At 65.0% G+C, this 22,795-nt stretch carries 25 protein-coding genes and 2 tRNA genes; 13 read left to right on the plus strand and 14 right to left on the minus strand.

From position 1 onward, the window contains the following. Positions 1–88 precede the first annotated feature (88 nt). Genes priS through bcp form a run of 3 tightly spaced genes read left to right on the plus strand, consistent with a single transcriptional unit; the run spans position 89 to position 2,741 of the window. Positions 89–1,249, plus strand: coding sequence for a DNA primase small subunit PriS (gene priS / locus EOHIBHHM_RS14555; protein WP_497251798.1), 1,161 nt, complete (start codon positions 89–91; stop codon positions 1,247–1,249). After that, positions 1,246–2,250 carry a DNA replication complex subunit Gins51 gene (locus EOHIBHHM_RS14560; protein WP_497251800.1) on the plus strand — a complete coding sequence of 335 codons (1,005 nt, stop codon included), beginning with the start codon at positions 1,246–1,248 and terminating at the stop codon, positions 2,248–2,250. Before priS ends, EOHIBHHM_RS14560 begins: the two co-directional genes overlap by 4 nt. A 35-nt stretch (positions 2,251–2,285) precedes the next feature. Then, positions 2,286–2,741, plus strand: a complete 456-nt coding sequence (bcp, locus tag EOHIBHHM_RS14565; RefSeq protein ID WP_497251802.1) for a thioredoxin-dependent thiol peroxidase — start codon at positions 2,286–2,288, stop codon at positions 2,739–2,741. Between the two features lie 216 nt (positions 2,742–2,957). Here bcp and idsA3 read toward each other — a convergent pair whose 3' ends face one another. Next, positions 2,958–4,004 (minus strand): geranylfarnesyl diphosphate synthase, encoded by a 1,047-nt coding sequence (idsA3, locus tag EOHIBHHM_RS14570; protein ID WP_497251804.1) that lies wholly within the window; start codon positions 4,002–4,004, stop codon positions 2,958–2,960. Next, complete coding sequence (locus EOHIBHHM_RS14575) at positions 4,004–5,356, minus strand: RNase J family beta-CASP ribonuclease (protein ID WP_497251806.1); 1,353 nt, start codon at positions 5,354–5,356, stop codon at positions 4,004–4,006. Before EOHIBHHM_RS14575 ends, idsA3 begins: the two co-directional genes overlap by 1 nt. Before the next feature lie 294 nt (positions 5,357–5,650). Between EOHIBHHM_RS14575 and EOHIBHHM_RS14580 the strand changes: the two genes are divergently transcribed. Then, complete coding sequence (locus EOHIBHHM_RS14580; RefSeq protein ID WP_497251808.1) at positions 5,651–6,304, plus strand: hypothetical protein; 654 nt, start codon at positions 5,651–5,653, stop codon at positions 6,302–6,304. A gap of 55 nt (positions 6,305–6,359) precedes the next feature. Continuing rightward, a complete protein-coding gene (locus EOHIBHHM_RS14585; RefSeq protein ID WP_497251810.1) occupies positions 6,360–6,686 on the plus strand; it encodes a DUF5785 family protein in 327 nt (108 codons plus the stop codon). 1 nt (position 6,687) lies between these two features. Here EOHIBHHM_RS14585 and udk read toward each other — a convergent pair whose 3' ends face one another. Continuing rightward, entirely contained in the window at positions 6,688–7,383 is a 696-nt protein-coding gene (gene udk / locus EOHIBHHM_RS14590) for a uridine kinase (protein WP_497257014.1), read from the minus strand. 178 nt (positions 7,384–7,561) lie between these two features. Here udk and EOHIBHHM_RS14595 point away from each other — a divergent pair, with 178 nt between their 5' ends. The 4 genes from EOHIBHHM_RS14595 (at position 7,562) to EOHIBHHM_RS14610 (ending at position 10,696) form a co-directional block, all read left to right on the plus strand. Next, on the plus strand, positions 7,562–8,365 hold the full coding sequence (locus EOHIBHHM_RS14595; protein WP_497251812.1) for a GTP cyclohydrolase III: 804 nt from the start codon (positions 7,562–7,564) through the stop codon (positions 8,363–8,365). A gap of 46 nt (positions 8,366–8,411) precedes the next feature. Then, entirely contained in the window at positions 8,412–8,975 is a 564-nt protein-coding gene (locus EOHIBHHM_RS14600) for a CBS domain-containing protein (protein ID WP_497251814.1), read from the plus strand. A gap of 121 nt (positions 8,976–9,096) precedes the next feature. Further along, positions 9,097–10,404, plus strand: coding sequence for an ABC transporter substrate-binding protein (locus EOHIBHHM_RS14605; RefSeq protein WP_497251816.1), 1,308 nt, complete (start codon positions 9,097–9,099; stop codon positions 10,402–10,404). Between the two features lie 79 nt (positions 10,405–10,483). Beyond that, positions 10,484–10,696 (plus strand): hypothetical protein, encoded by a 213-nt coding sequence (locus EOHIBHHM_RS14610; protein WP_497251818.1) that lies wholly within the window; start codon positions 10,484–10,486, stop codon positions 10,694–10,696. A 45-nt stretch (positions 10,697–10,741) separates the two neighbouring features. Here the strand turns inward: EOHIBHHM_RS14610 and EOHIBHHM_RS14615 are convergent, their stop codons facing one another. Genes EOHIBHHM_RS14615 through EOHIBHHM_RS14630 form a run of 4 tightly spaced genes read right to left on the minus strand, consistent with a single transcriptional unit; the run spans position 10,742 to position 14,764 of the window. After that, entirely contained in the window at positions 10,742–11,446 is a 705-nt protein-coding gene (locus EOHIBHHM_RS14615) for an ABC transporter ATP-binding protein (protein WP_497251820.1), read from the minus strand. Beyond that, entirely contained in the window at positions 11,443–12,324 is an 882-nt protein-coding gene (locus EOHIBHHM_RS14620) for an ABC transporter ATP-binding protein (protein WP_497251822.1), read from the minus strand. The genes EOHIBHHM_RS14615 and EOHIBHHM_RS14620 overlap by 4 nt, the downstream gene beginning before the upstream one ends. Beyond that, a complete protein-coding gene (locus EOHIBHHM_RS14625) occupies positions 12,321–13,661 on the minus strand; it encodes a branched-chain amino acid ABC transporter permease (RefSeq protein ID WP_497251824.1) in 1,341 nt (446 codons plus the stop codon). The genes EOHIBHHM_RS14620 and EOHIBHHM_RS14625 overlap by 4 nt, the downstream gene beginning before the upstream one ends. Beyond that, positions 13,658–14,764, minus strand: a complete 1,107-nt coding sequence (locus EOHIBHHM_RS14630; protein ID WP_497251826.1) for a branched-chain amino acid ABC transporter permease — start codon at positions 14,762–14,764, stop codon at positions 13,658–13,660. The genes EOHIBHHM_RS14625 and EOHIBHHM_RS14630 overlap by 4 nt, the downstream gene beginning before the upstream one ends. A 191-nt stretch (positions 14,765–14,955) precedes the next feature. On the opposite strand from EOHIBHHM_RS14630, the gene EOHIBHHM_RS14635 reads away from it, so the two are divergent. The 3 genes from EOHIBHHM_RS14635 to EOHIBHHM_RS14645 all read left to right on the plus strand — a co-directional run bounded on the left by EOHIBHHM_RS14635 (position 14,956) and on the right by EOHIBHHM_RS14645 (position 15,870). After that, on the plus strand, positions 14,956–15,480 hold the full coding sequence (locus EOHIBHHM_RS14635; RefSeq protein ID WP_497251828.1) for a GNAT family N-acetyltransferase: 525 nt from the start codon (positions 14,956–14,958) through the stop codon (positions 15,478–15,480). A 44-nt stretch (positions 15,481–15,524) separates the two neighbouring features. Continuing rightward, positions 15,525–15,598, plus strand: a tRNA-Thr gene (locus EOHIBHHM_RS14640). 146 nt (positions 15,599–15,744) lie between these two features. Beyond that, positions 15,745–15,870, plus strand: a complete 126-nt coding sequence (locus tag EOHIBHHM_RS14645; protein WP_497251830.1) for a hypothetical protein — start codon at positions 15,745–15,747, stop codon at positions 15,868–15,870. Between the two features lie 186 nt (positions 15,871–16,056). On the opposite strand, the gene EOHIBHHM_RS14650 is transcribed toward EOHIBHHM_RS14645, so the two are convergent. The 7 genes from EOHIBHHM_RS14650 to EOHIBHHM_RS14680 form a co-directional block, all read right to left on the minus strand. Then, entirely contained in the window at positions 16,057–16,278 is a 222-nt protein-coding gene (locus EOHIBHHM_RS14650; RefSeq protein WP_497251832.1) for a helix-turn-helix domain-containing protein, read from the minus strand. 179 nt (positions 16,279–16,457) lie between these two features. Further along, positions 16,458–16,550, minus strand: a tRNA-Ser gene (locus tag EOHIBHHM_RS14655). Between the two features lie 102 nt (positions 16,551–16,652). After that, positions 16,653–18,488, minus strand: a complete 1,836-nt coding sequence (locus EOHIBHHM_RS14660) for an FAD-binding protein (protein WP_497251834.1) — start codon at positions 18,486–18,488, stop codon at positions 16,653–16,655. A gap of 18 nt (positions 18,489–18,506) precedes the next feature. Continuing rightward, on the minus strand, positions 18,507–19,385 hold the full coding sequence (locus EOHIBHHM_RS14665) for a succinate dehydrogenase/fumarate reductase iron-sulfur subunit (protein WP_497251836.1): 879 nt from the start codon (positions 19,383–19,385) through the stop codon (positions 18,507–18,509). 1 nt (position 19,386) lies between these two features. After that, entirely contained in the window at positions 19,387–19,752 is a 366-nt protein-coding gene (locus tag EOHIBHHM_RS14670; protein WP_089823697.1) for a succinate dehydrogenase/fumarate reductase transmembrane subunit, read from the minus strand. 1 nt (position 19,753) lies between these two features. Next, complete coding sequence (sdhC, locus tag EOHIBHHM_RS14675; protein ID WP_497251838.1) at positions 19,754–20,146, minus strand: succinate dehydrogenase, cytochrome b556 subunit; 393 nt, start codon at positions 20,144–20,146, stop codon at positions 19,754–19,756. Between the two features lie 91 nt (positions 20,147–20,237). Continuing rightward, the gene (locus EOHIBHHM_RS14680) at positions 20,238–21,263 is read right to left on the minus strand and encodes a succinylglutamate desuccinylase/aspartoacylase family protein (protein WP_497251840.1); all 1,026 of its coding nucleotides are present in this window, start codon (positions 21,261–21,263) and stop codon (positions 20,238–20,240) included. Positions 21,264–21,381: 118 nt separating this feature from the next. Between EOHIBHHM_RS14680 and EOHIBHHM_RS14685 the strand changes: the two genes are divergently transcribed. Further along, complete coding sequence (locus tag EOHIBHHM_RS14685) at positions 21,382–22,740, plus strand: putative ATP-dependent zinc protease (protein ID WP_497251842.1); 1,359 nt, start codon at positions 21,382–21,384, stop codon at positions 22,738–22,740. The last annotated feature ends 55 nt before the right edge of the window (positions 22,741–22,795 follow it).

Raw genomic sequence — 22,795 nt, forward strand, 5'->3', positions numbered from 1 at the left:
GCGAGCGACCGACGGCGAGCGGAGGCGTCGTCGACGCGGCCGACAAAGAAAACGACTAAACCCGCGTCCCCACAACCGACCGAAAGCGATGGACGCTCGGACGCGCGACTACCTCAAGGGGCGGTTCGGCGACTACTACCGGCGAGCGGTAGTGACGCCGCCGCCGGACGCCGACGCCCGCGAATGGGGCTACATCCCCTGGACGGCCGGGGCCGGGACGACGATGGTCCGCCACGAGTCGCTTCTCAACCTCGGCGACATCGGCGACTTCCTCGCGCGCGAAGCGCCGCGGCACGCCTACTTCTCTGCGGCGCGCTACACCGATCCGAGCGCGAACGCCATGAGCGCCAAGGGGTGGCGCTCCACGGATCTGGTCTTCGACCTCGACGCCGACCACCTGCCGACGATCGACCCCGAACAGACGAGTTACGAGGGGATGTTGACCGCCTGTAAGGGCGCGCTGGTCCGCCTCCTCGACATCCTCGAGGACGACTTCGCCTTCGACCACCTCGAGGTCGTCTTCTCGGGCGGACGCGGCTATCACGTCCACGTCCGCGACGAGAGCGTCCGCGAACTCGACAGCGAGGCCCGCCGCGAGATCGTCGACTACGTGCGGGCGATCGACCTCGACGTCGACGGGCTCGTCCGGACCCGTGCGGCCGGACCGACGACCCAGCGCGTCCTCCGTACCGAAGGCGGCTGGGGGAAGCGGACCCACGACCGGCTCCTCGAGTTCGTCAGAGAGCTCCAGTCGATGGACGAACCGGAGGCGCTCGACCGACTGCAGGAGCTGGACGGTATCGGCGAGGGGCGCGCGACGACCATCCTGGGCGCGTTCGAGCGCAGCCCGGAGGCGATCGAGACCGGCAACGTCGAGGCGGGCGGTCCCGGCCTGCGGATGTTGGTGGAGGCGCTGGCCCACGAGGTGATCGAGGACCAGACCGCCCCGATCGACGAGCCGGTGACGACGGACATCCGGCGGCTCATCCGCCTCCCGGGGAGTCTCCACGGCGGAACCGGACTGAAGGTACAGCGCATCGAACGCGACGCGGTCGACCAGTTCGACCCGCTCGTCGACGCCGTCCCCGAGCGGTTCACGGGGGGCGAGATCGCCGTCGAGGCGGACGAAGCGACGACGGTCGACCTCCTCGGGGAAAGGACTAATATCGAACCGGGAGTCAACACGGTTCGTGAGTGTGTCGGCGTGTTTCTGATGGCACGCGGCGACGCGGAGAAGGCCCAAGAATGAATCTCGACGAGTTGCGGACAGTCCAGTCGAAGGAACGACGGAAAGACAGCCTGCAGCATCTCCGCGACTCGTTCTACGGCGACGTCGCCGACTACATCGCGGAACTGAAGGCAGAGCGGACGGACGCGGCCGAACAGGCCGACGACCCGTTCTCCTCGCCGGAGGTGTCGCGGTTGACCGACGAGATCGAGACGGCCGAGGAGGTCGTCGAGGCGGTCTACGAACGCCGAGTCGGCAAGGTCGTCAAACTCGCGAGCTTCGCCGCAGCCGACATGCCCGTCGACGAAGACGGGATGACGACCGAGGAGCAGGCGCTCTTCGACGACCTCGTGACCCGCATCGAGACGAACAAGACGAACGTCCTCGACATCCTGGCCGGCAAGCAGCGGCCGGGCGACGTCGACACCGACTCGCCGGCGGCGTCGGAGCCGTCGGACGCGACGCCGACGACGCCGGAAGCGACCTCGGTAGCGGAGGCGGCCGAGGCCGACGACGAGACGTCGGCGGACACGCCGTCCGAGACAGAGTCGACCGGCGTCCTCGCGGACGCGATGGGCGGCGACGACGGCGGTGAGACGGTCGGCGACGTCCCCGAATCGGCCGCCGAGGGGGCGGCGCAGTCCGACCGGCCCGACCACTCCGATGAGGCGGGACACACGCCGGTCGAGGTCGAACCCGAGGCGGCCCCACCGGGTGCCGTCTCGACTGCGGAGTCCGCGTCGTCGACGGCGGACGCGGAGGCGACGGAGACGGCGGCCGGAGAGCGGACGTCGGACCCGAGCGAACAGGGAGAGACGAGCGAGACGAGCGAGACGCGCGAGACGGTCGACGACGCCGAACTCGACACCGAGCGGACGACGGTCCGCATCACGCGGGACGTCGGGGCGATCTTCGGCGTCGACGAGCGGGAGTACGACCTCGAGAAGGAGGACGTGGTGTCGTTGCCGACGACGAACGCCGACCCGCTCGTCGAGCGCGACGCCGCGGAGCGACTCGACTGAGAAACGATTTGGTGCTCCGGCCGCCACCGTCCGGTATGCTCGACGTCGGCGACACCGCCCCCGAGTTCGAACTGCCCGACCAGCGCGGCGAGTCCGTCTCGCTCTCCGAGTTCCGCGGCGACCGCGTCGTCGTCTACTTCTACCCGCGTGCGGACACGCCGGGCTGTACCACCGAGGCCTGCGACTTCCGCGACGCCTTCGAGGAGTTCGAAGAGCGGGGAGTACACGTCCTCGGAATCAGCGACGACCCCGTCTCGGACCTCAAGGCGTTCGCCGAGAAACACGACCTCCCGTTCACGCTGCTCTCCGACGAGTCCGGCGAGGTGGCGGCGGCCTACAACTCTTACGGCGAGAAGAACATGTTCGGCAACAGCTTCGACGGCGTCTTCCGCAACACCTACGTCGTCGGCCCGGACGGAGCCGTCGAACGCGTCTACGAGGGCGTCTCGCCCGACGGCCACGCCGAGGAGCTCCTCGCGGACCTCGAGTGAGACGCGACTACGGTCCGAACCCCTCGTCCGTCACCGCCGATCGACGATGTTCGTCGCGGCGCTCACAGAGCGGCCCTCGGAACACACCACGTTTCCGGTGAAAGAAACTTGTCACTAGTTGTCCGTTTGTCGGCGACGGCACCGTGACGGTATCGCGCCGTCGCCGGCGTTCGACCGCACCGGACTGGGCGCACCGGACCGAAAGGGCGGACTCCCTCAGTAGCCGCGCGTGACGAGGTAGTCGGCGATGTCGCAGAGCAGGTCGCGTGCCTCGTTGTCCGGGAGGACGTCGAGTCGCTCTTTGCTCTGTTCGGTCAGGTCGCAGGCTGTCTGTCGGGCGTAGTCGATACTGCCGATGGTTTCGAGTCGCGCGACGGCGTCTTCGATCTCGGCCTCGGTGACGGTCTCGACGCTCTCGCTGTCGACGAGGGCGTCGACGTCGACGCCCTGCTGACGGGCGTGGAGCGTGATGAGCGTCTCCTTGTTCTCGACGATGTCCGAGCCGCGCTGCTTGCCGAGTTTCTCGCTCGGGACGGTCAGGTCCAGCACGTCGTCTTGGATCTGGAACGCGCGGCCGGAGTCGATACCGTAGTTGTAGAGCGCCTCGACGACGTCGTCGTCCGCGCCGAGCAGGATGGCCGGGATGGCCGCGGCCGCACCGTAGAGGACGGCCGTCTTGTGCTCGACCATGTCGAGATACTCCTCGGGGAGCACCTCGGTCTCGGACTCGAACTGGACGTCGAGCGCCTGTCCCTCACAGATCTGCGTGCAGGTGCTCGCGAGCATCCGCATCGCCTCGAGACCGTTCTCGGGACGAGCACCGGTCTCGGTCATGATCTCGAACGCCTTCGAGTAGAGCGTGTCGCCCGCGAGGATGGCCGTCTCGGTATCGTAAGCCTTGTGGACCGCGGGAACGCCCCGGCGAAGGTCGTCGTCGTCCATGATGTCGTCGTGGATGAGCGTAAAGGACTGGATGACCTCCAGGCTCACGGCGGCAGCCATCACGTCGACCTCGGTGTCGTCGACGGCCGGGAACGACCGGTAGTCCGTCGACAGCGGTTCGACGTCGGCGATCGCCTCGGCCGCGAGCAGCGACACCGTCGGGCGGAGTCGCTTCCCGCCGGCCTTCAGCAGATAGCGCGCCGCCTCGTAGAGGCGTTCGGGCTCCGCCATCGGGAGGTCCTCGTCGATGGCCGCATTGACCAGTTCGCGGCGCTCGCCGACCGCGGCGAGCACCCGTTCTTCCGTCGCTTCGGAGCTCATCACTCTACGAGCTGGATCATGTTGCCGTTGCTCGTCACGTGGATGTCTCGCCCCAGTTCGTACCCCTGCGACTCACAGAGGTTCACGTACGGCGCGAACCCCTTCATGTTCTGGTGGGCGGGGATGACGTGCTTCGGCTGCAGCGCGTCGAGCATCTGGTAGTGACCCTCCTCGCGCAGGTGGCCGGAGACGTGGATGTCGTCGTAGATGCGTGCGCCCTGCATCTTCAGGAGCTTCTCCGACTGGTAGCGCTGCCCCTCGTTGGTCGGTTCCGGGATGACGCGGGCGCTAAAGATGACCTTGTCGCCGTCGTCCAGTTCGTACGGCGTCTCGCCGCGGCCCATCCGGGTGAGCATCGCGCGTGGCTCGCCCTGGTGACCTGTGACGATGGGCAGGAAGTTCTCCTTGCCCTCCTTCATGATCCGCTTGAACGTGCGGTCGACGGACTTGCGGTGGCCGTACATCCCCAGGTCGTCCGGGAAGTCGACGAAGTTCAGGCGCTCTGCGGTGCCGGAGTACTTCTCCATCGAGCGACCGAGAAGTACCGGCTGACGGCCGATGTCCTGTGCGAACTCGACGAGCGAGGTCACACGGGCGATATGCGAGGAGAACGTCGTCGCGACGATTCCGCCGTCGTAGTCCTCGACGGACTGCATGACGTCCTTGAGGTGGCGACGCGCGACGGACTCCGAGGGCGTGCGGCCCTTGCGACCGGCGTTCGTACAGTCCTCGATGTAGGCGAGGACGCCCTCTCCCTCGCGGCCGATCTCGCGGAACCGATCCATGTCGATGGGGTCGCCGATGACCGGCGTGTGGTCCATCCGCTTGTCGAGGCCGTAGACGACCGCACCCTCCGGCGTGTGGAGGACGGGGTTGATGGCGTCGATGATGGAGTGGGTGACGTTGACGAACTCGAGGTCGACCTTCCCGGAGTCGCCGATGGACATCGTCTCACCGGCGCTCATCTTCACGAGGTCGTTCTCGACGTTGAACTTGTTCTCCCCCTGGATCTGCTGTTTCACCAGTTCGATGGTGAACGGGGAGGCGACGATGGGGGCGTCGTAGCGGTGGGCCAGTTTGGAGATGGCACCGATGTGGTCGAGGTGGCCGTGTGTGGGGACGATCGCCTGGACGTCGCCCTCGAGGTCGCTCATGACCCGGTCGTCCGGGATGGCGCCCATGTCGATCAGGTCGAGACTGTGCATCTTCTCGGTTTCGACGTTGTCGTGGATGAGAACCTGCGAGAGGTTCAGACCCATGTCGAAGACGACGACGTCGTCACCGGCACGGACGGCAGTCATCTGCCGTCCGACTTCTTCGTAGCCGCCGATGGTTGCGATTTCGATTTCCATGGTTTGATCGTTTCCGAGCATCGAAACGCCACAGACGTGGCAGGGGTGCTCACTCAAATCCGCAGTACGGGGGCCAACGGCCCCGGCGTCTTACAGCGCGTCGGTCGGTGGACCCCGCTGTGTGGCACGTCGGCCACACATTACCCGCGGGCGTATGGTACTGGAGCCTACACGCTGGGGTGTTAAAAACTGCTTGGGTTGGAGAACTGCAAGTGAACACACCCCGTGGGAAGCGTCGTATCGCCGTCGGTCTGAGCAGAAGACATATGCCGTCTCTGGAGACCAACTCAATGTATGACAGGTTCCCGTCGGTCGTTCCTCCACGCCCTCAGTATCGGATCCGCTGGTCTCACGGCCGGTTGTCTCGGCTCCGAGTCGGTCCTTCAACAGTTTGGTAGTGACGACGAAGCGGACGCGTCGTCGGTTCCAGCGGAACCACAGACGAAACCGGGCGAAGCAGACACGCTCGTCGCAGAACACGCAGTTACCGACGAGAACCTCACGTATCTGCCCGACGAGCACGCCGTGCAGTACATCGCGATGTGGCGGCACACGAACCGCGAGGAAGTCGAAGAAGGCGAGAAGCCGGAGCGAAAGCCGGTCTACGAGACGAAACCGTTCGACGAGTGGGCAGAGACAGAGTGTCGGTTCGTCGCGTCCCGTGCAGCCAAGGAGACCGTAATCGACCGGTTGGACCCCGATGAGAACGGCTTGGGCGCAGGAGTGAGTTCGGCAGTTCCGGGCTACGAAGACGAACTCGTCGCCACTATCAACCTTCAGTGGACACTGGACCGCGACGGGACAGTCGTCGCCGAACCCACCGTCACGCTCGACCGAGTCGTCGCGGCCACACCGAAGACCGTGGAGGCGACCGTCTCGCTCGCAGAACGCGAACACACCTGCACCGTCCCGGTCGTCGTGCGCGAGGCTGTGATGCGGTACGACTGATTCGACTCCCGTCCGCATCCGTAATGGCTTTGAGTCGGCCTGCCAAGGCCTATCTATGAGCGCCGACTGGCCACACGACCCCGACGGCGAAGAGGGCAGCGAGGGAATGCGCAAGTACGGCCACGCCGTCATCGCCAAGAAGATCGACGAGGACGAGGACTTCCCGCTGGACCGCGACGAGTTCGTCGCGGAGTACGGCGAGGACCCCATCCGCATCGACTACGAGACGGTCGTCCCGATGAAGGAGATCTTCGCACACGTCGACCAAGAGGAGTTCGTCGACTTCCCGGACCTCCACAAGGCGCTGGGTCGCGCGATGCGCGCACAGGGCTACTGGTTCTACGAGGGTGCCGACAAGTTCGTCAAGAACCCCACAGCGTAGTTCAGTCTTCCGACGTTTCGACGCCGACGTTCTCACTGAGTCGCTTCTCGAAGTCCTGTCGCTCCCAGTCGCGACTCGTCTCGCCGGCCACCTCCGCCTGTACCTTCTCCTCCAGCAGGTTGACCGCGACGCTGTTTGCTCCCTCCGGGATGATGAGGTCGGCGTGTTTCTTCGACGGTTCGATGAACTGCTCGTGCATCGGCTTCACCGTCGAGAGATACTGGTTCATCACGCCCTCCAGATCCCGCTCCCGCTCGATGACGTCCCGCTGGATGCGCCGGAGGATGCGCACGTCGGCGTCCGTCTCGACGTAGAGACAGAGGTCCATCATGTCGTTTATCTCCTCGTCGTACAGCGTGAGGATCCCCTCGAGGATGATGACGTCCGTCGGTTCGACGTGGACGCACTCGTCTTTCCGGTTGTGGATCGAGAAGTCGTACTGGGGCATCTCGACGGCGCGACCCTCAAGCAGGTCGGTCAGCTGTTCTCGGAGGAGCTCCCACTCGAACGCCGAGGGGTGGTCGTAGTTGACCGCCTCGCGCTCCGCCATCTCCAGGTGGCTGAGGTCCTCGTAGTAGTTGTCCAGCGGGATGCGCGTAACCGACTCGCCGACGTTCTCGGTGATGAGTCGCGCCACCGTCGTCTTGCCGGCTCCGGTCCCACCCGCGATGCCGATGACGAACGACGGGATGGTCATGTCGTGGAGACTGCACCGAATCCGTTTGAACCTACTGTTTCGGCTCATCCGTGGGTCGGCGTCGCAGACTGCGGGCGAGCGAGCGCTCTCGTCCAGCGCGACCGTGTTACACGAGACCACGGACCGCACACCGAGCGATTCAGTAGCTCTTATCACATACTGGATGCACTCCACAAACGTGACGAACACGCAGCTGACGCACCTCCAGCTCGACAACTACGGCCCGTGGACGGTGACGCCGGAACCGCGGAGAGAGATGGACCTCCAGACGCTCCAGTCGCGACTGTTCGCGGACGTCGCGCAGTTCGTCGGCGGCTACGGCGGCTACGTCTTCCCGACGCGGTACGACAACCTCGTGGCCGTCACGAACGGCCTCGACCGTCGCGCACACGAGTCGCTCCAGGAGTCGCTCGGCAACCGCTACCCGGTCACCGTGAGCCTCGGGATCGGAACCGGACGTCGACCGGCCGACGCCCTCGACGCAGCCAGCACTCACCTCCACGAGGCGGGGAGCGCACAGGACGACGACCGGACCGAAGTGTTCGGCGGCGACCCGCTCGCCGAGTCCGTCCGGAGCGACGAGGACCTCGAAGTGGCACACTTCGACGTCGACGACGCGACCGGCGTCTACACCGACCGACTGAACGAGTACGACGCCTACCTCGCCATCGAGCGCGGCTACTCGGCGCTCGCACGGTATCTCCGCGAAGAACACGGGGCGCTCGCCTTCTTCGCCGGCGGCGACAACGTCGTCGCCGTCTGCCCGGCGCTGTCGGACCGCGAGTACCACGACGCCGTCGACCACGTTCGTGAGACGGCGAGCGTCGACCTCAAAGTCGGGGTGGGGACGGGATACACCGCACAGGAGGCGGGGATGAAGGCCAAACACGCGCTCGAACACTGTCGAGAGGAACGGGTTCCGGTCGTCCGCGACGAGGGCGGCGAGCGTCCGAAGCTACAGATAGCGTCTCTCGACTCATAAGCCTGCTGGAGGTAGCTTTTAGCTCCGCTCGCGCCAACTTTCGAGCATGCGTGAGAATATCACTGTTCGCGATATCATCGGGATGGAGTACGTCGGGGTGAGCGAGTCAGACACTGTGGAGGCGGCGGCCGAACTGATGCTGGAGGAGGACACCGACACGGTGGTCGTCCTCCGTGGACGGGAGCCGGTGGGGATGTTGACGTGTCGGGACGCGCTGTCGACGCTCCTGACCGACGACGACGCTGCCGACCGGCCGGTGTCGGAGGTCATGTCCGAGACCGCTCCCCGAATCACGACGCTCGCAGACGTCGACGAGGCCGCCGACGTCATGTTCTCCGAACCGACGAGTCGCCTGTTCGTCTTCGACGACGGCGAGTTCGTCGGCCTGCTCACCGAGCGCGAGGTGATGGCGGCGACGTCGTCGCGGGCGATCGACAGGGGGTTCGGCTCGGAGACCCCCGAACCGGAACTCCTCGCCGACGGGTCGGAGATCGAGGCCGAGACCGACGAGTTCTCCACGCAGAGCATCTGTGAGGTCTGTGGGTCGCTCGTTCGCGACCTCTCGAACATGAACGGGCAGCTCGTCTGTGCAGACTGTCGCGAAGTCTGAACGCTTCCGATAGACATCTCTGCACAGTGATGTTAATTTTCGGTCAATGAGGTCTGAATCGGCCACCTGACCGGGGTTCACGAGAGATAGGTTTATAAACTGTACATCCCACCATGCGGGTATGTTACGTGATATCGAACGGCGTGACTTCCTGAAAGGTGTCGGAACTGCAGGTGTCGTCGGCCTCGCTGGCTGTACCAGCGGTGGCGACGGCGGTAGCGACGGCGACGACGGTGGTAACGGTAGCACGGGAGACGGCGGCGATGGTGGCGGCGGCGGTGGAGACCGGACCATCCAGTACGGCGTCCTCCTCCCGCTGACGGGCGATCTCGGTTCCGTCGGACAGCCGATGCGCGACGCTGCGATCCTCCCGTCGAAACAGCTGTCCGACGCCGACCTCGGCGGGTTGAGCGTCAAAGAGACCGTCGAGGACACGCAGACCAACCCCTCGTCAGGCATCAGTGCGGCAAACAGCCTGATGAACTCCGGCATCCCGGGCATCTGCGGCCCGGCTTCCTCGGGTGTGAACATCCAGGTGTCGAGGCAGGTGTTCATCCCGAATCAGATAGTCGGCGTCTCGCCGTCCAGCACGGCACCGAGCGTCACCGACCTCGAAGACGACGACTTCATCTACCGGACGGCACCGTCGGACGCCCTCCAGGGACAGGTCGTCTCACAGGTCGCGACCGACCGAGTCGAGGCCAGTACGGCCGCGACGATGTACGTCAACAACGACTACGGCCAACTCCTCTCGCAGGCGTTCGTCAGCGCGTTCGAGGAGAACGGCGGGACGGTCCAAAAGGAGGTCTCCTTCGAGAAACAGCAGTCGTCGTACACCTCGAAGCTCCAGTCGGCGCTGAGCGGCGGTCCGGACGTGCTCGTCGTCATCGGCTACCCGGCGTCGGGCGTCCAGCTGTTCACCGACTACTACGCCGACTTCGACGACGGCACCGACATCCTCGTCACCGACGGGATGCAGGACGCTCAGATGCAGAAACAGGTCGGCAACCCGATGGAGAACGTGACGGGGACGGCCCCGCAGCCGTCCGGTCCGGCAGCCGAGGCGTTCGCCTCGGCGTACAGCGACGAGTACGGCCGCGACCCCTCCGTGTTCAACGCCCACTCCTACGACGCGGCGGCGACGCTCATCCTCGCCAACGCGTGGGCGGGCGAGAACAGCGGGACGGCCGTCCGCGACGCGATGCGTGAGATCGCGAACCCCGAAGGGACGGAGATCACCGTCGAGAACCTCGCAGAGGGCGTCAGAATGGCGGCCAACGGCGAAGCGATCAACTACGCCGGCGCGTCCAGCGCGGTCGACTTCGACGACAACGGCGACATGAAGGCGGTCTCCTACTCCGTCTGGCAGTTCGCCCCCGACAGCGAGTCGGGCATCGAGTCCGTCGACACCATCCAGTTCGAGGCGTAGACCGGACCGTCTCACTTTTTCGAGCCGACCGACTATCGAGTGGCCACCACGACTTTTGTGCGTACCCGCGTCGGAGGAAGTGGAGACAGAGACGGTGAAGGCAGCCGACGACGCCGACGGCCGGACGGTCGACCCGCAGAGCGACGCCGGACGACCGACAAAGACGATGACCGACGACAGTCGAGATACGGACGGAGAGTTCGAGTATCACCTCCGGCAAGCATACCATCTCGCCGAGCGCGACGAGGTCCAGTACCACATCAGGAAGGCGGCGGCGACGCTCCGTGAGTGATCGAAGACCGCGAAATAGACGGTCTGAGGCGGTCTCTCGTCCGGCTCAGCCGCCGAGGAACCGCTGTCGGACCTCGTCGTCGCCGAGCAGTTCGTCGCCGCGTCCGACGTAGCCGTTCTGCCCGTTGACGAGTACGTAGCCGCGGTCACAGCGTCGAAGTGCCTCCTTGGCGTTCTGCTCGACCATCAGGATAGCCGTGCCGCCGTCGTTGATCTCGTCGATACGGTCGAACATGTCGTCGACGAGGTCGGGCGCAAGTCCCGCGGAGGGTTCGTCGAGCAGGAGGAGCTCCGGTTCGAGCATCAGCGCACGGCCCATCGCGAGCATCTGTCGCTGCCCGCCGCTCATCGTCCCGGCCTTCTGCTCCTGTCGCTCCTCGAGGATGGGGAACCGGTCGAACACCGCTCTGAGGGACTGTTCCGGCACCTCGTCGAGGATGTACGCACCCATCTCCAGATTCTCGCGCACCGTCAGCGAGTCGAAGATGTTGTCGTTCTGGGGGACGTAGCCGACGCCGTAGTGGATGATCTCCTCGGGGGCCAACCCCGTGATGTCGTCGTCGTCGAAGGTGACCGTCCCGCCCATGTGGGTCGTCAGGCCGAAGACCGACTTCATCGCCGTCGACTTCCCCGCACCGTTCGGGCCGACGATGGTGACGTACTCGCCGTCGTCGACTTCGAGATCGAGGTCGGTCAGGATCTGGAGGTCGCCGTAGCCCGCATCCAGCGAGTCCACGCGGAGGAGACTCACTCGACCTCACCTCCGAGATACGCCTCGATGACGCGCTCGTCGGACTTGATCGCCGCCGGCGGTCCGTCGGCGAGCAGTCGGCCCTGATGGAGGACGAGCACGCGCGAACAGTTGTTCATGATGAGGTCGATGTCGTGTTCGACGAGCAGGAAGGTGTACCCCTGTTCGCGGAGTTCGTGGATGTGTTCGATCAGTTTCTCCTCTAACGACGGGTTGACCCCGGCGAACGGTTCGTCTAGGAGCAGGATGTCGGGGTCGGTCATCAGCGCGCGGGCCATCTCCAGCAGTTTGCGCTGCCCGCCGGAGAGGTTGCCCGCGTACTCCTCTGCGAGGTGGTCGATGTCGAAGAACTCGAGCATCTCCCAGGCGCGTTCGAGCACCTCGGCCTCGTCTCGTTCGACCTGACCGCGGGCGCCGGGGAGCACCGAGCGCCACAGCGCCTCGCCGCGCTGGTGTTTCGGCGCGAGCATCATGTTCTCCAGGACGGTCATCTCCGAGAGTTCGCGCGCGATCTGGAACGTCCGGACCATCCCGCGGTCGGCGATCTTGTACGGGCGCATCCCCGTGACGTCCTCGCCGTAGAGTTCGACCGTGCCGCTGTCGGGCGTCAGAAAGCCCGTGATGAGGTTGAACGTCGTCGACTTCCCCGCCCCGTTCGGCCCGATGAGGCCGGTGATCTTCCCCTCCTCGATCTCGAAGGAGGTGTCGTCGACGGCGGTGATCCCCGAGAACGTCTTCCGGAGGTTCCGGACGCGAAGCGGCGGCGTCTCGCCGGTCTCCGTCACCGTCCCGCTCGGAGCAGTCGACTCGGTCGACTCGGCGGCGTCGGCCGACTCGACCCGCTCCTCGGCGTCGGTCGGGGCGGCGGCGTCGCTCATCGCTCCTCACCCCCGTCGGCGACGGCCGACTCGCGGGAGGGTCGGCGTAGCGAGATGCTCGACGCCGTCTCCTTGCGGTGACCGAGCAGTCCCTCCGGACGGTTCTGCATCAGGTAGATCAGCACGATACCCACGAGGACGAGTCGGAGCGGCGCGATGTTGTCGAGCGCGTACGCGAAGAACGTCGCGACCTCGAAGTCGAACAGCGCGCCGACGGCACCCGCGAACGTCGACGGCGAACTGCCGAGGTCCATCGTCTGGCTCGCGACGTTGGCGAGGTAGCGCGGCCCCTCGAACAGCACCGCGGCGAACAGCGCCGCACCGACGACACTGCCGGTGTTCGACCCGGCACCGCCGATGATGAGCGCGATCCAGATGAAGAACGTCACCTGCGGCAGGAACGTGTTGGGGTTGACGAAGCCGAGACTCCCCTGCCAGAGGATGCCCGCCAGCCCCATCAGCGCACAGCCGACCATGAACGACTTGATCTTGAACAGGTTCGTGTTCTTCCCGAGCGCGCGGGCGACGTCCTCGTCCTCGCGGATCGCCTTCAGCACGCGCCCGAACGGCGAGTTGCCGATCCGGGAGAGCAGCCAGTAGAACGCGACGACGAAGACGAGCAGGACGGCGGCGTACAGCCAGTTGTTGACGACGCTCGGTTGGATGCCGGCGTTCTGGGCGGCGGTCGTGATGCCACCAATCAGCGACCCGACGCCGGGGAGTCCGTTGAGCGTCTCCAGAAAGACCGTGTCCGGATCGTTCTGGATCCCGATCCCGCCGCCGCCGCCGGTGCCGAGTTCCGTCCCCGCGATGGTGAACGACTGGAGCGTCGAGGAGAGATACGAGATACGGATGATCTCCGAGAACGCGATGGTGACGATGGCGAGGTAGTCGGCGCGGAGTCTGAGCGCGGGCAGCGCCGCGACGAGTCCGATGAACGCCGCGGCGGCCATCCCCGCGAGGATGCCGACCCACAGCGGGAGGCCGAGTCCCGGCACGCGCGCGTCGGGCGCGGCCGAGACCATCATCATTGTGTACGTCCCGACGGCCATGAAGCCGGCCACGCCGATGTTGAACAGTCCCGTGTACCCCCAGTGGAGGTTGAGCGCCAACACGGCCAGCGCGTAGACGGCCGTGAGGAACGTGAGACGGGCGAGCGCGTTGACCTGCCCGTTGATACCGTAGCCGAGCACTGTCCCGATGGCGACGAACACCACGTAGACCGCGAGGAGGAGTCCGACGACCAGCGCCGCGTCGCCGGTGACGAGTCGTTGGAGCGGACTCCGCGAGTTCGGTTCGTCGCCGAAGACCCGATCGAGGTAGTCGCGGACGCTCATGCGGTCGTCCTCCCGGCGAAGAGCCCGCTCGGTTTGAACAGGAGGATGAGGATCATCAGCGCGAACGCCGCCGCCTGCGTGAACTCGCTGGGCAACCAGACGAGCGACACCGTGTCGGTCAGCCCGATGACGAGCCCCCCGAGGATAGCGCCGTAGATGGAGCCGATACCGCCGAGGATGACGGCGGCGAAGATGAGAAGCAGGAGGATCCACCCGCGGTTGTAGGCGATGGTGCCCGACTCGAGGATGAGCAGGTAGCCCGCGACGCCGGCGAGCCCGGCACCGATGACCCACGTCCACCGAATCACCTTCTCGGTCGGGATCCCCGTCACTCGCGCCAAGTCCTTGTTGTCCGACATCGCTCGCATCGCCTTCCCGAGTTTCGTCCGCTGAAGCAGGAGGTGGACGCCCACCATCAACACGAGCGCACAGAACGCGAGCGTCAGTTCGTGGTAGCCGAAGCTGTACTCGACGCCCGCGAGCGTCCCGCTGACACCCGGCGGCGTCTCCGCGACGGAGCGGGGTGCCGTTCCGAAGACAAACACCAGCATGTAGCGGAGGATGAACGCGACCCCGATGCTCGCGATGAGCAGCGCGATCCCGTCTTGGTTCCGCATCGGTCGGTAGACGAGCCGGTCGACGAGCAGCGATAGGAGCACCGCCGCCACGCCCGCGACGACGATGCCGACGACGATCGCCAGCGGCGCGCCGACGACGCTCGTCTGGAGCTCCGAGGCGAAGACGTCGCCGGCGGCTCCGAGTACGAGGAGACTGCCGATGTCGGCGATTCCGAGGCCAGCGACGACCCACGTCGCCGCCCACCCGGCGAACGCACCGCTCGTGATGTAGTCGCCGTGTGCGAAGTTCGCGAAGTTCAGAATGCTGTACGTCATCGACAGGCCGACGCCGGCGAGGCCGATGACCAGTCCGTTCACGATTCCGCGCCAGACGAGAACGACCAGCGTCGACGCCGTGACCTCCCCAGCCATCAACTTGGTTCCGAGATCGAACAGAACGACCAGCCCGACGATGAGCCCCAGAAGCATCGTCGGCCGCTCGGTTACGAACCGCCGACCACGTGAGGTATTATCTGCTATCCCCATTGTTAATCAACCACACGTTAGTGTGGGACAGTCAGTCACATAAAAGACTTCCTACTGTCTCGGACGAATTCGGATGCTGTCGGGCGCTCTCGAGATGTTCAGGAACTGCCCAGTCCTGTATAGACGTGTACGACGATGGTCGACGATGGACGTTCGGACGACGGGAAACAGATTACTCCGTGGCGTGCGGAGTGTCCGATATCACCACCGAAGAGACAGCGATCACGATCGAGTCGCCGACCGTGACCGAGGTCGAGACGCTCGCCGACCGCTGGGTCGACCTGGCACGCGGACAGCGCGAGTACGGGTCGCATCTCCGGACGGCCTCGAATCGTGAGTTCGTCCGCGACACGATCGCTCACCAGATCGCGTCGGGCGGTATCCTCGTCGCGCGAGCGACGGCGAGCGGGGAGTCCGAGATCGTCGGGTTCGTCACGTTCTCGCCCGAGCGCGGACAGTACGATCAGGACGTCACTCGCGGCGTAATACAGAACCTCTACGTCGTCCCGGACCGCCGAGACGAGGGTGTCGGTGGGGCGTTGCTCGCGGCGGCGGAGTCACGACTCGCGGCGGCCGGCATCGACGTCGTCACGCTGGACGCGATGGCCGCAAACGAGGCTGCACGACGCTTCTACCGTCGACAGGGCTACCACGTCCACCGCGTCGAGTTGGAGAAGCGTGTCGAAAACGATAATAAGACGAGGCAAGACGATTGACTCGGAGACGGTGTGTCGGCGACGAGATGCTGTCGGTTCACGGTGCCAGGAGAGCATGGGCGGTTCATGCACTCGACTTGTAATCGAGACTTCGTGGGTTCGAATCCCACTCCTGGCTTGACGCTCGAACGACAGTGAGGGCGGTCAACTTCTAGGGGATTCGAACTCGAGAGCACCGCAAACGGAGTGAGTACGCCGTGTCGAAGAGACACCCTTGATAACCCAGGGTCGGGGTTGATGTGTGATCCCAGCAACACGAGAGACATGGTTCGGTCCGACGACACCACCGACGAGCGAGAACGGATCCATCAGTTCCTGTCGATGCCACCGTCGCGACGCCACCCCGACATGTTGCTCCCGTCCGAGCAGGACGAACAAGAGCGCGAGTAGTCTGTCCTCGTCGGAGACTGTTTATTCGAGTAACACGAAGGGAGAGCCATGACAGGGTCCGACACCTTCTTTCTCGTCATCACGCTCCTCATCTTCGCGCTCGTCGTGCTCGGGATCGTGTTGAGCTTTCTGTGAGCAGACTCAACGAGCGGAATCGGTGACGTGTCGGATCGACGAGGAGGTGCCTCAGGCGACCGTGTAACGGTCCGCATCGCGCGAGACGTACTCGCGGTCCGAGAGCGTCCGGAGGATGCTGTAGAGCGAGAGCTTCTTCATGTCGAGTGCCTCTTGCAGTTCCGCGATCGTCGCCGTCTTGTGCGTCGAGAGATACAGATAGACGAGTTTCGCTCGAGGTGACTCGAGCTCTCGGGGCAACGTCGTCGGTGTCGTCGGCCGCTGGTGCATCATCGTACTCCCTACTGCGATTTCGACGATAATAAAACCCCTATTCAACGATCGTCGAATCCGTGAGGGCGGAGCGTTCGGCGTCTCGACGGAGTCTCACGGGGAAACTGTCGCGAGCGGAGAACGGTTCGGCGAGCGACGAGCCCCGCTGCTGGCGGTCGGTTTCGACTGTCGTCGACAAGTGGAAGGGGCGGGAGTCGAACCACGCGAAGCCAAGATCCACCGCGACGGGCAAAGCCCTCAACGGTGATGCTCTACCACTGAGCCACCCTTCCGTCGCAGGCTAAGCGTCGGGGGAACAAATAGCTTCGTCACCGACCGCCGGACGAGAGAGGAGCGACCGGGGACGTCGTCTCGAACCGAAGCGACCGCGAGCGTCAGTAGCTGCGTTCTTTCGGTTCGTACGTCTTGTCCTCGCCTTCGAGGACGACCGGCTTGTAGTAGACCTCGGGGCTGCCGCCGTTCCAGTCGAGCATCGTGTGTTTCAACCACTCGTCGTCTTTCCGCTCTTGGTGCTCCTTGCGCCAGTGGGCACCGCGGAACTCCTCGCGGACGAGCGCGCCGATGGTGATCGCCTCGGCGACGTCGATGACGTTTCGGGTCTCGTAGGTCATCTGGAGGTCGGTGTTGAACGTCTTCGAGGGGTCGGCGACGTAGACCTCCTCGTACAGTTCGCGCGTCTCGCGGATGACCTCGAGGGCCTTCTTCAGTCCCTCCTTCTCGCGGAAGACGTTGACCCACCGGGTCATCGCCTTCTGGAGCTTCGCGCGGATCTCGGCGTGCTGGAGCCCCTCGTCTTTCTCCATCAGCCGTTCGACGCGCTGCTGCTCGCGGTCGACGGCGGCCTGGATGAGTTCGTCGGGGGTCGACAGCGTCGTACGTCCGCCGTCGGCGACGGCCTCACCGAGGAGTCCTTCCTCACCCAGCGTGACGGGCGAGTCGACCTCGTCGTCTTCCTCGTCGCCGCTGCGACCCGTCTTGACTTCAGGTTCGCCGAGGTCGACGCCAGCGGCGTGGTGGCCGGCGCGGGCGCCGAACACCATCAGTTCGGGCAGGGCGTTGCCGCCGAGGCGGTTCGCGCCGTGGACGCTCGCACAGGCACACTCGCCAGCGGCGTAGAGCCCCTCGATACAGGTCTGACCGTGCTCGTTGGTCTCGATGCCGCCCATCTCGTAGTGCTGGCCGGGCTTGACCGGCATCGGCTCTTCGAGACCGTTGACGCCCTCGAAGTCGCGGGCGAGATGGAGGATGTTCTCCAGTCGGTCGATGATGCGCTCCTCGCCGAGGTGACGCATGTCGAGGTGGACGTACTCGTCCTCGATCCCGCGGCCCTCGTTGACCTCGGTCAGTTCGGCACGCGACACCACGTCGCGGGAGGCGAGCTCGCCGGCGTTGTTCGCGTAGCCGTGTTCGAACATGAATCGCTCGCCGTCTTTGTTATAGAGGATCCCACCCTCGCCACGGACACCCTCGGAGATGAGGACGCCCGTCGAGGGGAGCGTCGTCGGGTGGAACTGGACGAACTCCATGTCTTCGAGCGGTACACCGGCACGGTAGGCCATCGCCTGTCCGTCGCCGGTACAGGAGACGGCGTTCGTCGTGTGGTCGAACGCCTGTCCGAGCCCACCGGTCGCGAGGATGACGCCGTTGCGCGCCTTGAACCCCTCGATGTTGCCGGTCTGAACGTCGTAAGCGACGACGCCGTGACAGGACCGGTCGCGGGGGTCCTCCTCGTCGGTGACGGCGAGGTTCATCACGTACCACTCGTCGTAGACGGTGATGCCGCGCTTGACGACCTGTTCGTACAGGGTGTGCAGCAGGTGGTGACCCGTCTCCGCACCCGCGTAGGTCGTTCGCGGGAACGAGAGGCCACCGAACGGTCGCTGTGAGACGCGTCCGTCCTCTTCTCGGGAGAACGGCATCCCCCAGTGTTCGGTCTTGATGACCTCCTCGGGTGCGTCCTTCGCGAGCTTTTCGATCGAGGGGGCGTCGCCGAGATAGTCCGACCCCTTCATCGTGTCGTACGCGTGCAGGTCCCAGGAGTCACCCTCCCGGAGCGCCGCGTTGATTCCGCCCTCGGCCGCGCCGGTGTGGCTGCGAACCGGATGCAGTTTCGTCACCATCGCGACGTCTGCACCCTCTTCGTGGGCCGCGACGGCCGCACGGAGGCCCGCACCGCCCGCACCGACGACGAGAACGTCGTGTTCGTACATATGTGTCTTTCTCCGTTGTTACCAGAACTTCAGGTTGCTCTTGACCGCCTCTCGCTTCAACTCCTGGATGTGCTCCGTCAGGGGGATGTCCTTCGGACACACCTCGGTGCAGGAGAACTGCGTCTGACAGCGCCAGACGCCGTGTTCCTGCTCTAGGATCTCCATCCGGTGTTCCTTCCGGTTCTCGCCCTCGCGTTCGTCCATCGCGAAGCGGTAGGCCTTGTTGATGGCGGCGGGGCCGAGATACTTGTTGTCGCCCGCGGCGATGTTACACGAGGACGCACACGCCCCACACCAGATACAGCGCGTCGACATCTTGACCTTCTCGTGGTTCGCGCGACTCTGTCGTTGCTCCTCGCCGTCGGGCGTCTCCTCGGCGTCGAAGTACGGTTCGACCGCGTGCATCTGGTCGTAGAAGTGCTCCATGTCGACGACGAGATCCTTGAGGACCTCCTGGTGAGGGAGCGGTTCGATGCGGATCGGTTCGTCCAGATCTGCCAACTGGGTCTGACAGCCGAGCCGCTGCCGCCCGTTGATGAACAGCGCGTCGGAGCCACAGACCGCCTGTCGGCAGGAGTGACGGAACGTCAGACTGGAGTCGTAGTGGTCCCGTGCGTACATCAGCGCGTCGAGGACGGTCATCCCCTTGTGGAACGGGACGTGGAACTCGTCGAACCGCGGTTCCTGTTTCGCCGCGACCTCGGGGTCGTAGCGGAACACCTTCAGCGTAGCCGTGTTCTCGTCGGAGAGGTCGCGCTCCTTCTCGAGGGTCTGTTTGGCCCGCTCGATCTTCTCGCGACGGTCCTGTTTCTTCTGTTTGCGCTTCTCCTGAACAGTCGCGACCTCGTCGGCCGGCTGTTCGTCTGCTTCCTGGGATTCGGGTACTTGTGTACTCATGTTAGACGAGGGTACTCCACGCTGCCGCGGTTCGCAGTCCCTGGACGATGAGGAGGACGCTCGCGACGACGAGCGTCCACTTCACGGCCGCCAGCTTCTGGCCGGTGAGCCCCTGGTTGACGAGCGCGTTGTAGACGCCGTTGACGCCGTGGAACGTCGCCGTGACGAGGAACAACACCATCAGCGAGAGGTAGGTCCACTCGCTCATCCGTGCCTGACTCATCCCGAACGTCACCTCGCTCGCGTGGTTGACGAAGTGCAGCAGGAAGAAATGGAACGCGAGCACGACGACGAGGAACGCCGCCGTGATGCGCTGCCAGAGCCACCGCTGGGTGCCGTCCTGGAACGAACTGTATCGCTCTGCCATCTCAGAGCACCTCCGCGACGAACGTCGGGACGCTCGCGATCACGATCGCGCCGGTCAAGACGAGCGACGCGTAGAAGCTCTTGTCCTGTGCCTCGAGCCCGACCCCCAGGTCGACCATGAGCAGCCGCAGTCCGTTCAGAATGTGGAAGACTGCGACCGCGAGTAGACCGACTTCGAGGATACGAACGACCAGCAGGCTCTCGAGCGCCTGAATCGTGGTCGTGTAGGCCGTCTCACCGGTGAGTGCCGTCGAGAGGACGGCGATGTGGGTGAACAGGTAGCCCACCAGCACCCACCCGGTGAACTTGTGGAAGATCCAGGCCCACATACCAGCCGTGAACTCCCGCCAGCGGCCGAAGTCCTCGATGAGGCCTCGATTGTAAGACTGACTCATACTCCTGTAAGGCTCAGGAGCGGGGGGTCATAGAAGTTACGTGTGCGCGCGTAGAAACCCGGCAACGGATGCCGGATGCGGCGAGCGTTTACTAGGTATCGTGTTCGTGTTCCGGCGACTGTTCCTGTTCGACGACGCGCCGCGTGACGTCGTCGAGTTCGACTAGATGACACAGCGGGTTGCCGGGGTAGACGACGGGGTTCTCCAGCAGACCGACCAGCAGCCCCGTGAACGGCGCCTCGATGAACGTGTTGTCGTCCTTGAACGGGTTGGTGATGGTGCAGATGCGGTCGCCCTCGTGGACGAGCGACCCACGTTCGAAGTGCATGTCGACGATCCCCCCGGCGTCCGCGCGGATCCACGTCTTCTCTTGGTCGCCGGTGATGATCGTTCGCCACCCGGGCCAGCGGACGGCGCTCGTCTCGCGGAGCCCGTACTCTGCGAAGACGCTCTCGGTCCCCGCGAGCGCCTCGTCGATGAGGACGCGTTGGAACCGGTGGGCCTCGCCCATCTCGATAGTGATGGTCGGGACGCCCGCGCGGGTGGCTTCGCCGCGGAGGCTACCGCTCGGTCCCTCGCTGTCGATGACGACGTTGGTTCCGAACGCTTTCGCCAGTCGGGACGACCGGTCGTCGGACATGTCCGCGCGGACGTGGAGCATGTTCGTCCGTCCCCGCGTCGAGGTGTGGAAGTCGAGGCCGAAGTCACAGGGCGCGATGAAGTTCTCGAAGATGCGGTAGGCCATCCGTTTGGCGCTGGTCGAGTCCGAGCGCCCCGGGAACGACCGGTTCAGGTCGCGGTCGTAGATAGGGAGATACCGCTGTTGGAAGAGAAAGCCGGGGACGTTCAGCACGGGCATGCAGACGAGCGTCCCCGCGAGGTCCGAGAGGTCCCACTCGTAGGCGACCTCGCGGACGACCTCGATGCCGTTGAGTTCGTCGCCGTGGGCGGCCGCCGAGAGGAACACCGTCGGTCCCTGCTTCTCGCCGTTGATGATACTGACCGGGATCCGGATCGGATCGCCGAGATACGTCTCACTGATACCGTAGCGAATGTTCTGCCGTTCGCCCGGCGCGACCTTTCCCCCGTGATAGGTGAAGGCCCCGTCGTCGCTCATACCACCTCTCGGAGAGGGCAATATATAAAAGGTCCCCGAGAGCGCTCGTGATGTCCACGAACTTTCGTTTTGAGAGACCGGCAGTCATTTGAAACCGTACGGAGATACAACATAGTACATGGAGACAACTGACGCCGACCAGGTCCGAGTCGGAGTGCTTTCGCTCCACAACAGCAAGGAGACGAAAGCAATTCTCAACGCCGTCGAAGACCTCGGACACACGCCCGTCTGGCTGCGCCAGGAGAACACGGCCATCAGCGTCGAGGACAGCGAGCTCACCCTCGAACCCGACATCGACATCGTCGCCAACCGTCTACTCCTCTCGAACACCGAAGAGCCGGCCGAACTGCTCGGCCTCGCGACGACGTTCAACCGGGTCCGTCCGATGCTGAACGAACCGGACGCCGTGATGGCCTCGATCCACAAGTTCGCGACGGCGGCGACGCTCGCGAACTGGAACATCAAGGTGCCCGACGCGCTGCTCGCGCTCTCGAACGACCGACTCAACCAGGGTCGCGAGCAGTTCGGCGACGTCGGCGTCTACAAGACCGCCATCGGCACCCACGGCGGCGGTACCTGGAAGGTCGACCTCACGGAACCGGTCAACCCGAAGGTCGGCAACCGACAGGCGTTCCTCCAGGCGCTCATCGACCGCGACGGCGAACGCCACCGCGACCTCCGCGTCTACATCGTCGACGGCGAGATCATCGGCGCGATGTACCGCTTCGCCCCCGAAGGCGACTGGCGGACGAACGTCGCGCTCGGCGGCGACGTGCTGAACGCGACCGACGAGATGCCCGACGAGGCCGCCGAGATGGCGCTCTACGCCGCCGACGTGATGGGGCTGGACTACGCGGGCGTCGACCTCATCGAAGGCAACGAGGGCTGGTTCGTCCTCGAGGTCAACCCCACGGCGGGGTTCAAGGGGCTCTACAAGGCGACCGGCGAGAGTCCTGCGCCCCACATCGCCAAGGCCGCGATCGAACGCGCCGGCGGTACCGTCGACGACGAACGCGTCTCCGAACTCGCCGCGACGCTCGACGACTCCGAACCGTCCTGCAAACCGCGGATCGAACCGCCCGAACAGGAGGACGTCCCCATCATCGGCTACATCGAGGACGTCGTCGTCTCCGGGACGAGCGGATCGACGCAGGCGAAGGCGAAGTCGGACACGGGTGCGACTCGGACGAGCATCGACACGAGTCTCGCCGCCGAGATCGGGGCCGGCCCCATCAAGAGCATGACGCGCGTCAAGTCCGGCAGTCTCAAATCGGGGAAGGCACGCCCCGTCGTCGACCTCGTCATCGGCATCGGTGGGACGCAGCACACCGTCACTGCCAGCGTCGAGGACCGCAGCCACATGGACTACCCGCTGTTGCTCGGTCGGGACATCCTCGAACACTACCGCGTCGACGTCCGTCGTCGCTCCGACGGAGACAACAAACCGCTCGACAGCGACGAGTATCTCGAAGAGTAGCGGACTGTCCGTGTCACCAGTCACGAGACGGTGACACGTAGACACACAGCTATAC

The organism is Halogranum roseipondis (assembly GCF_059695585.1).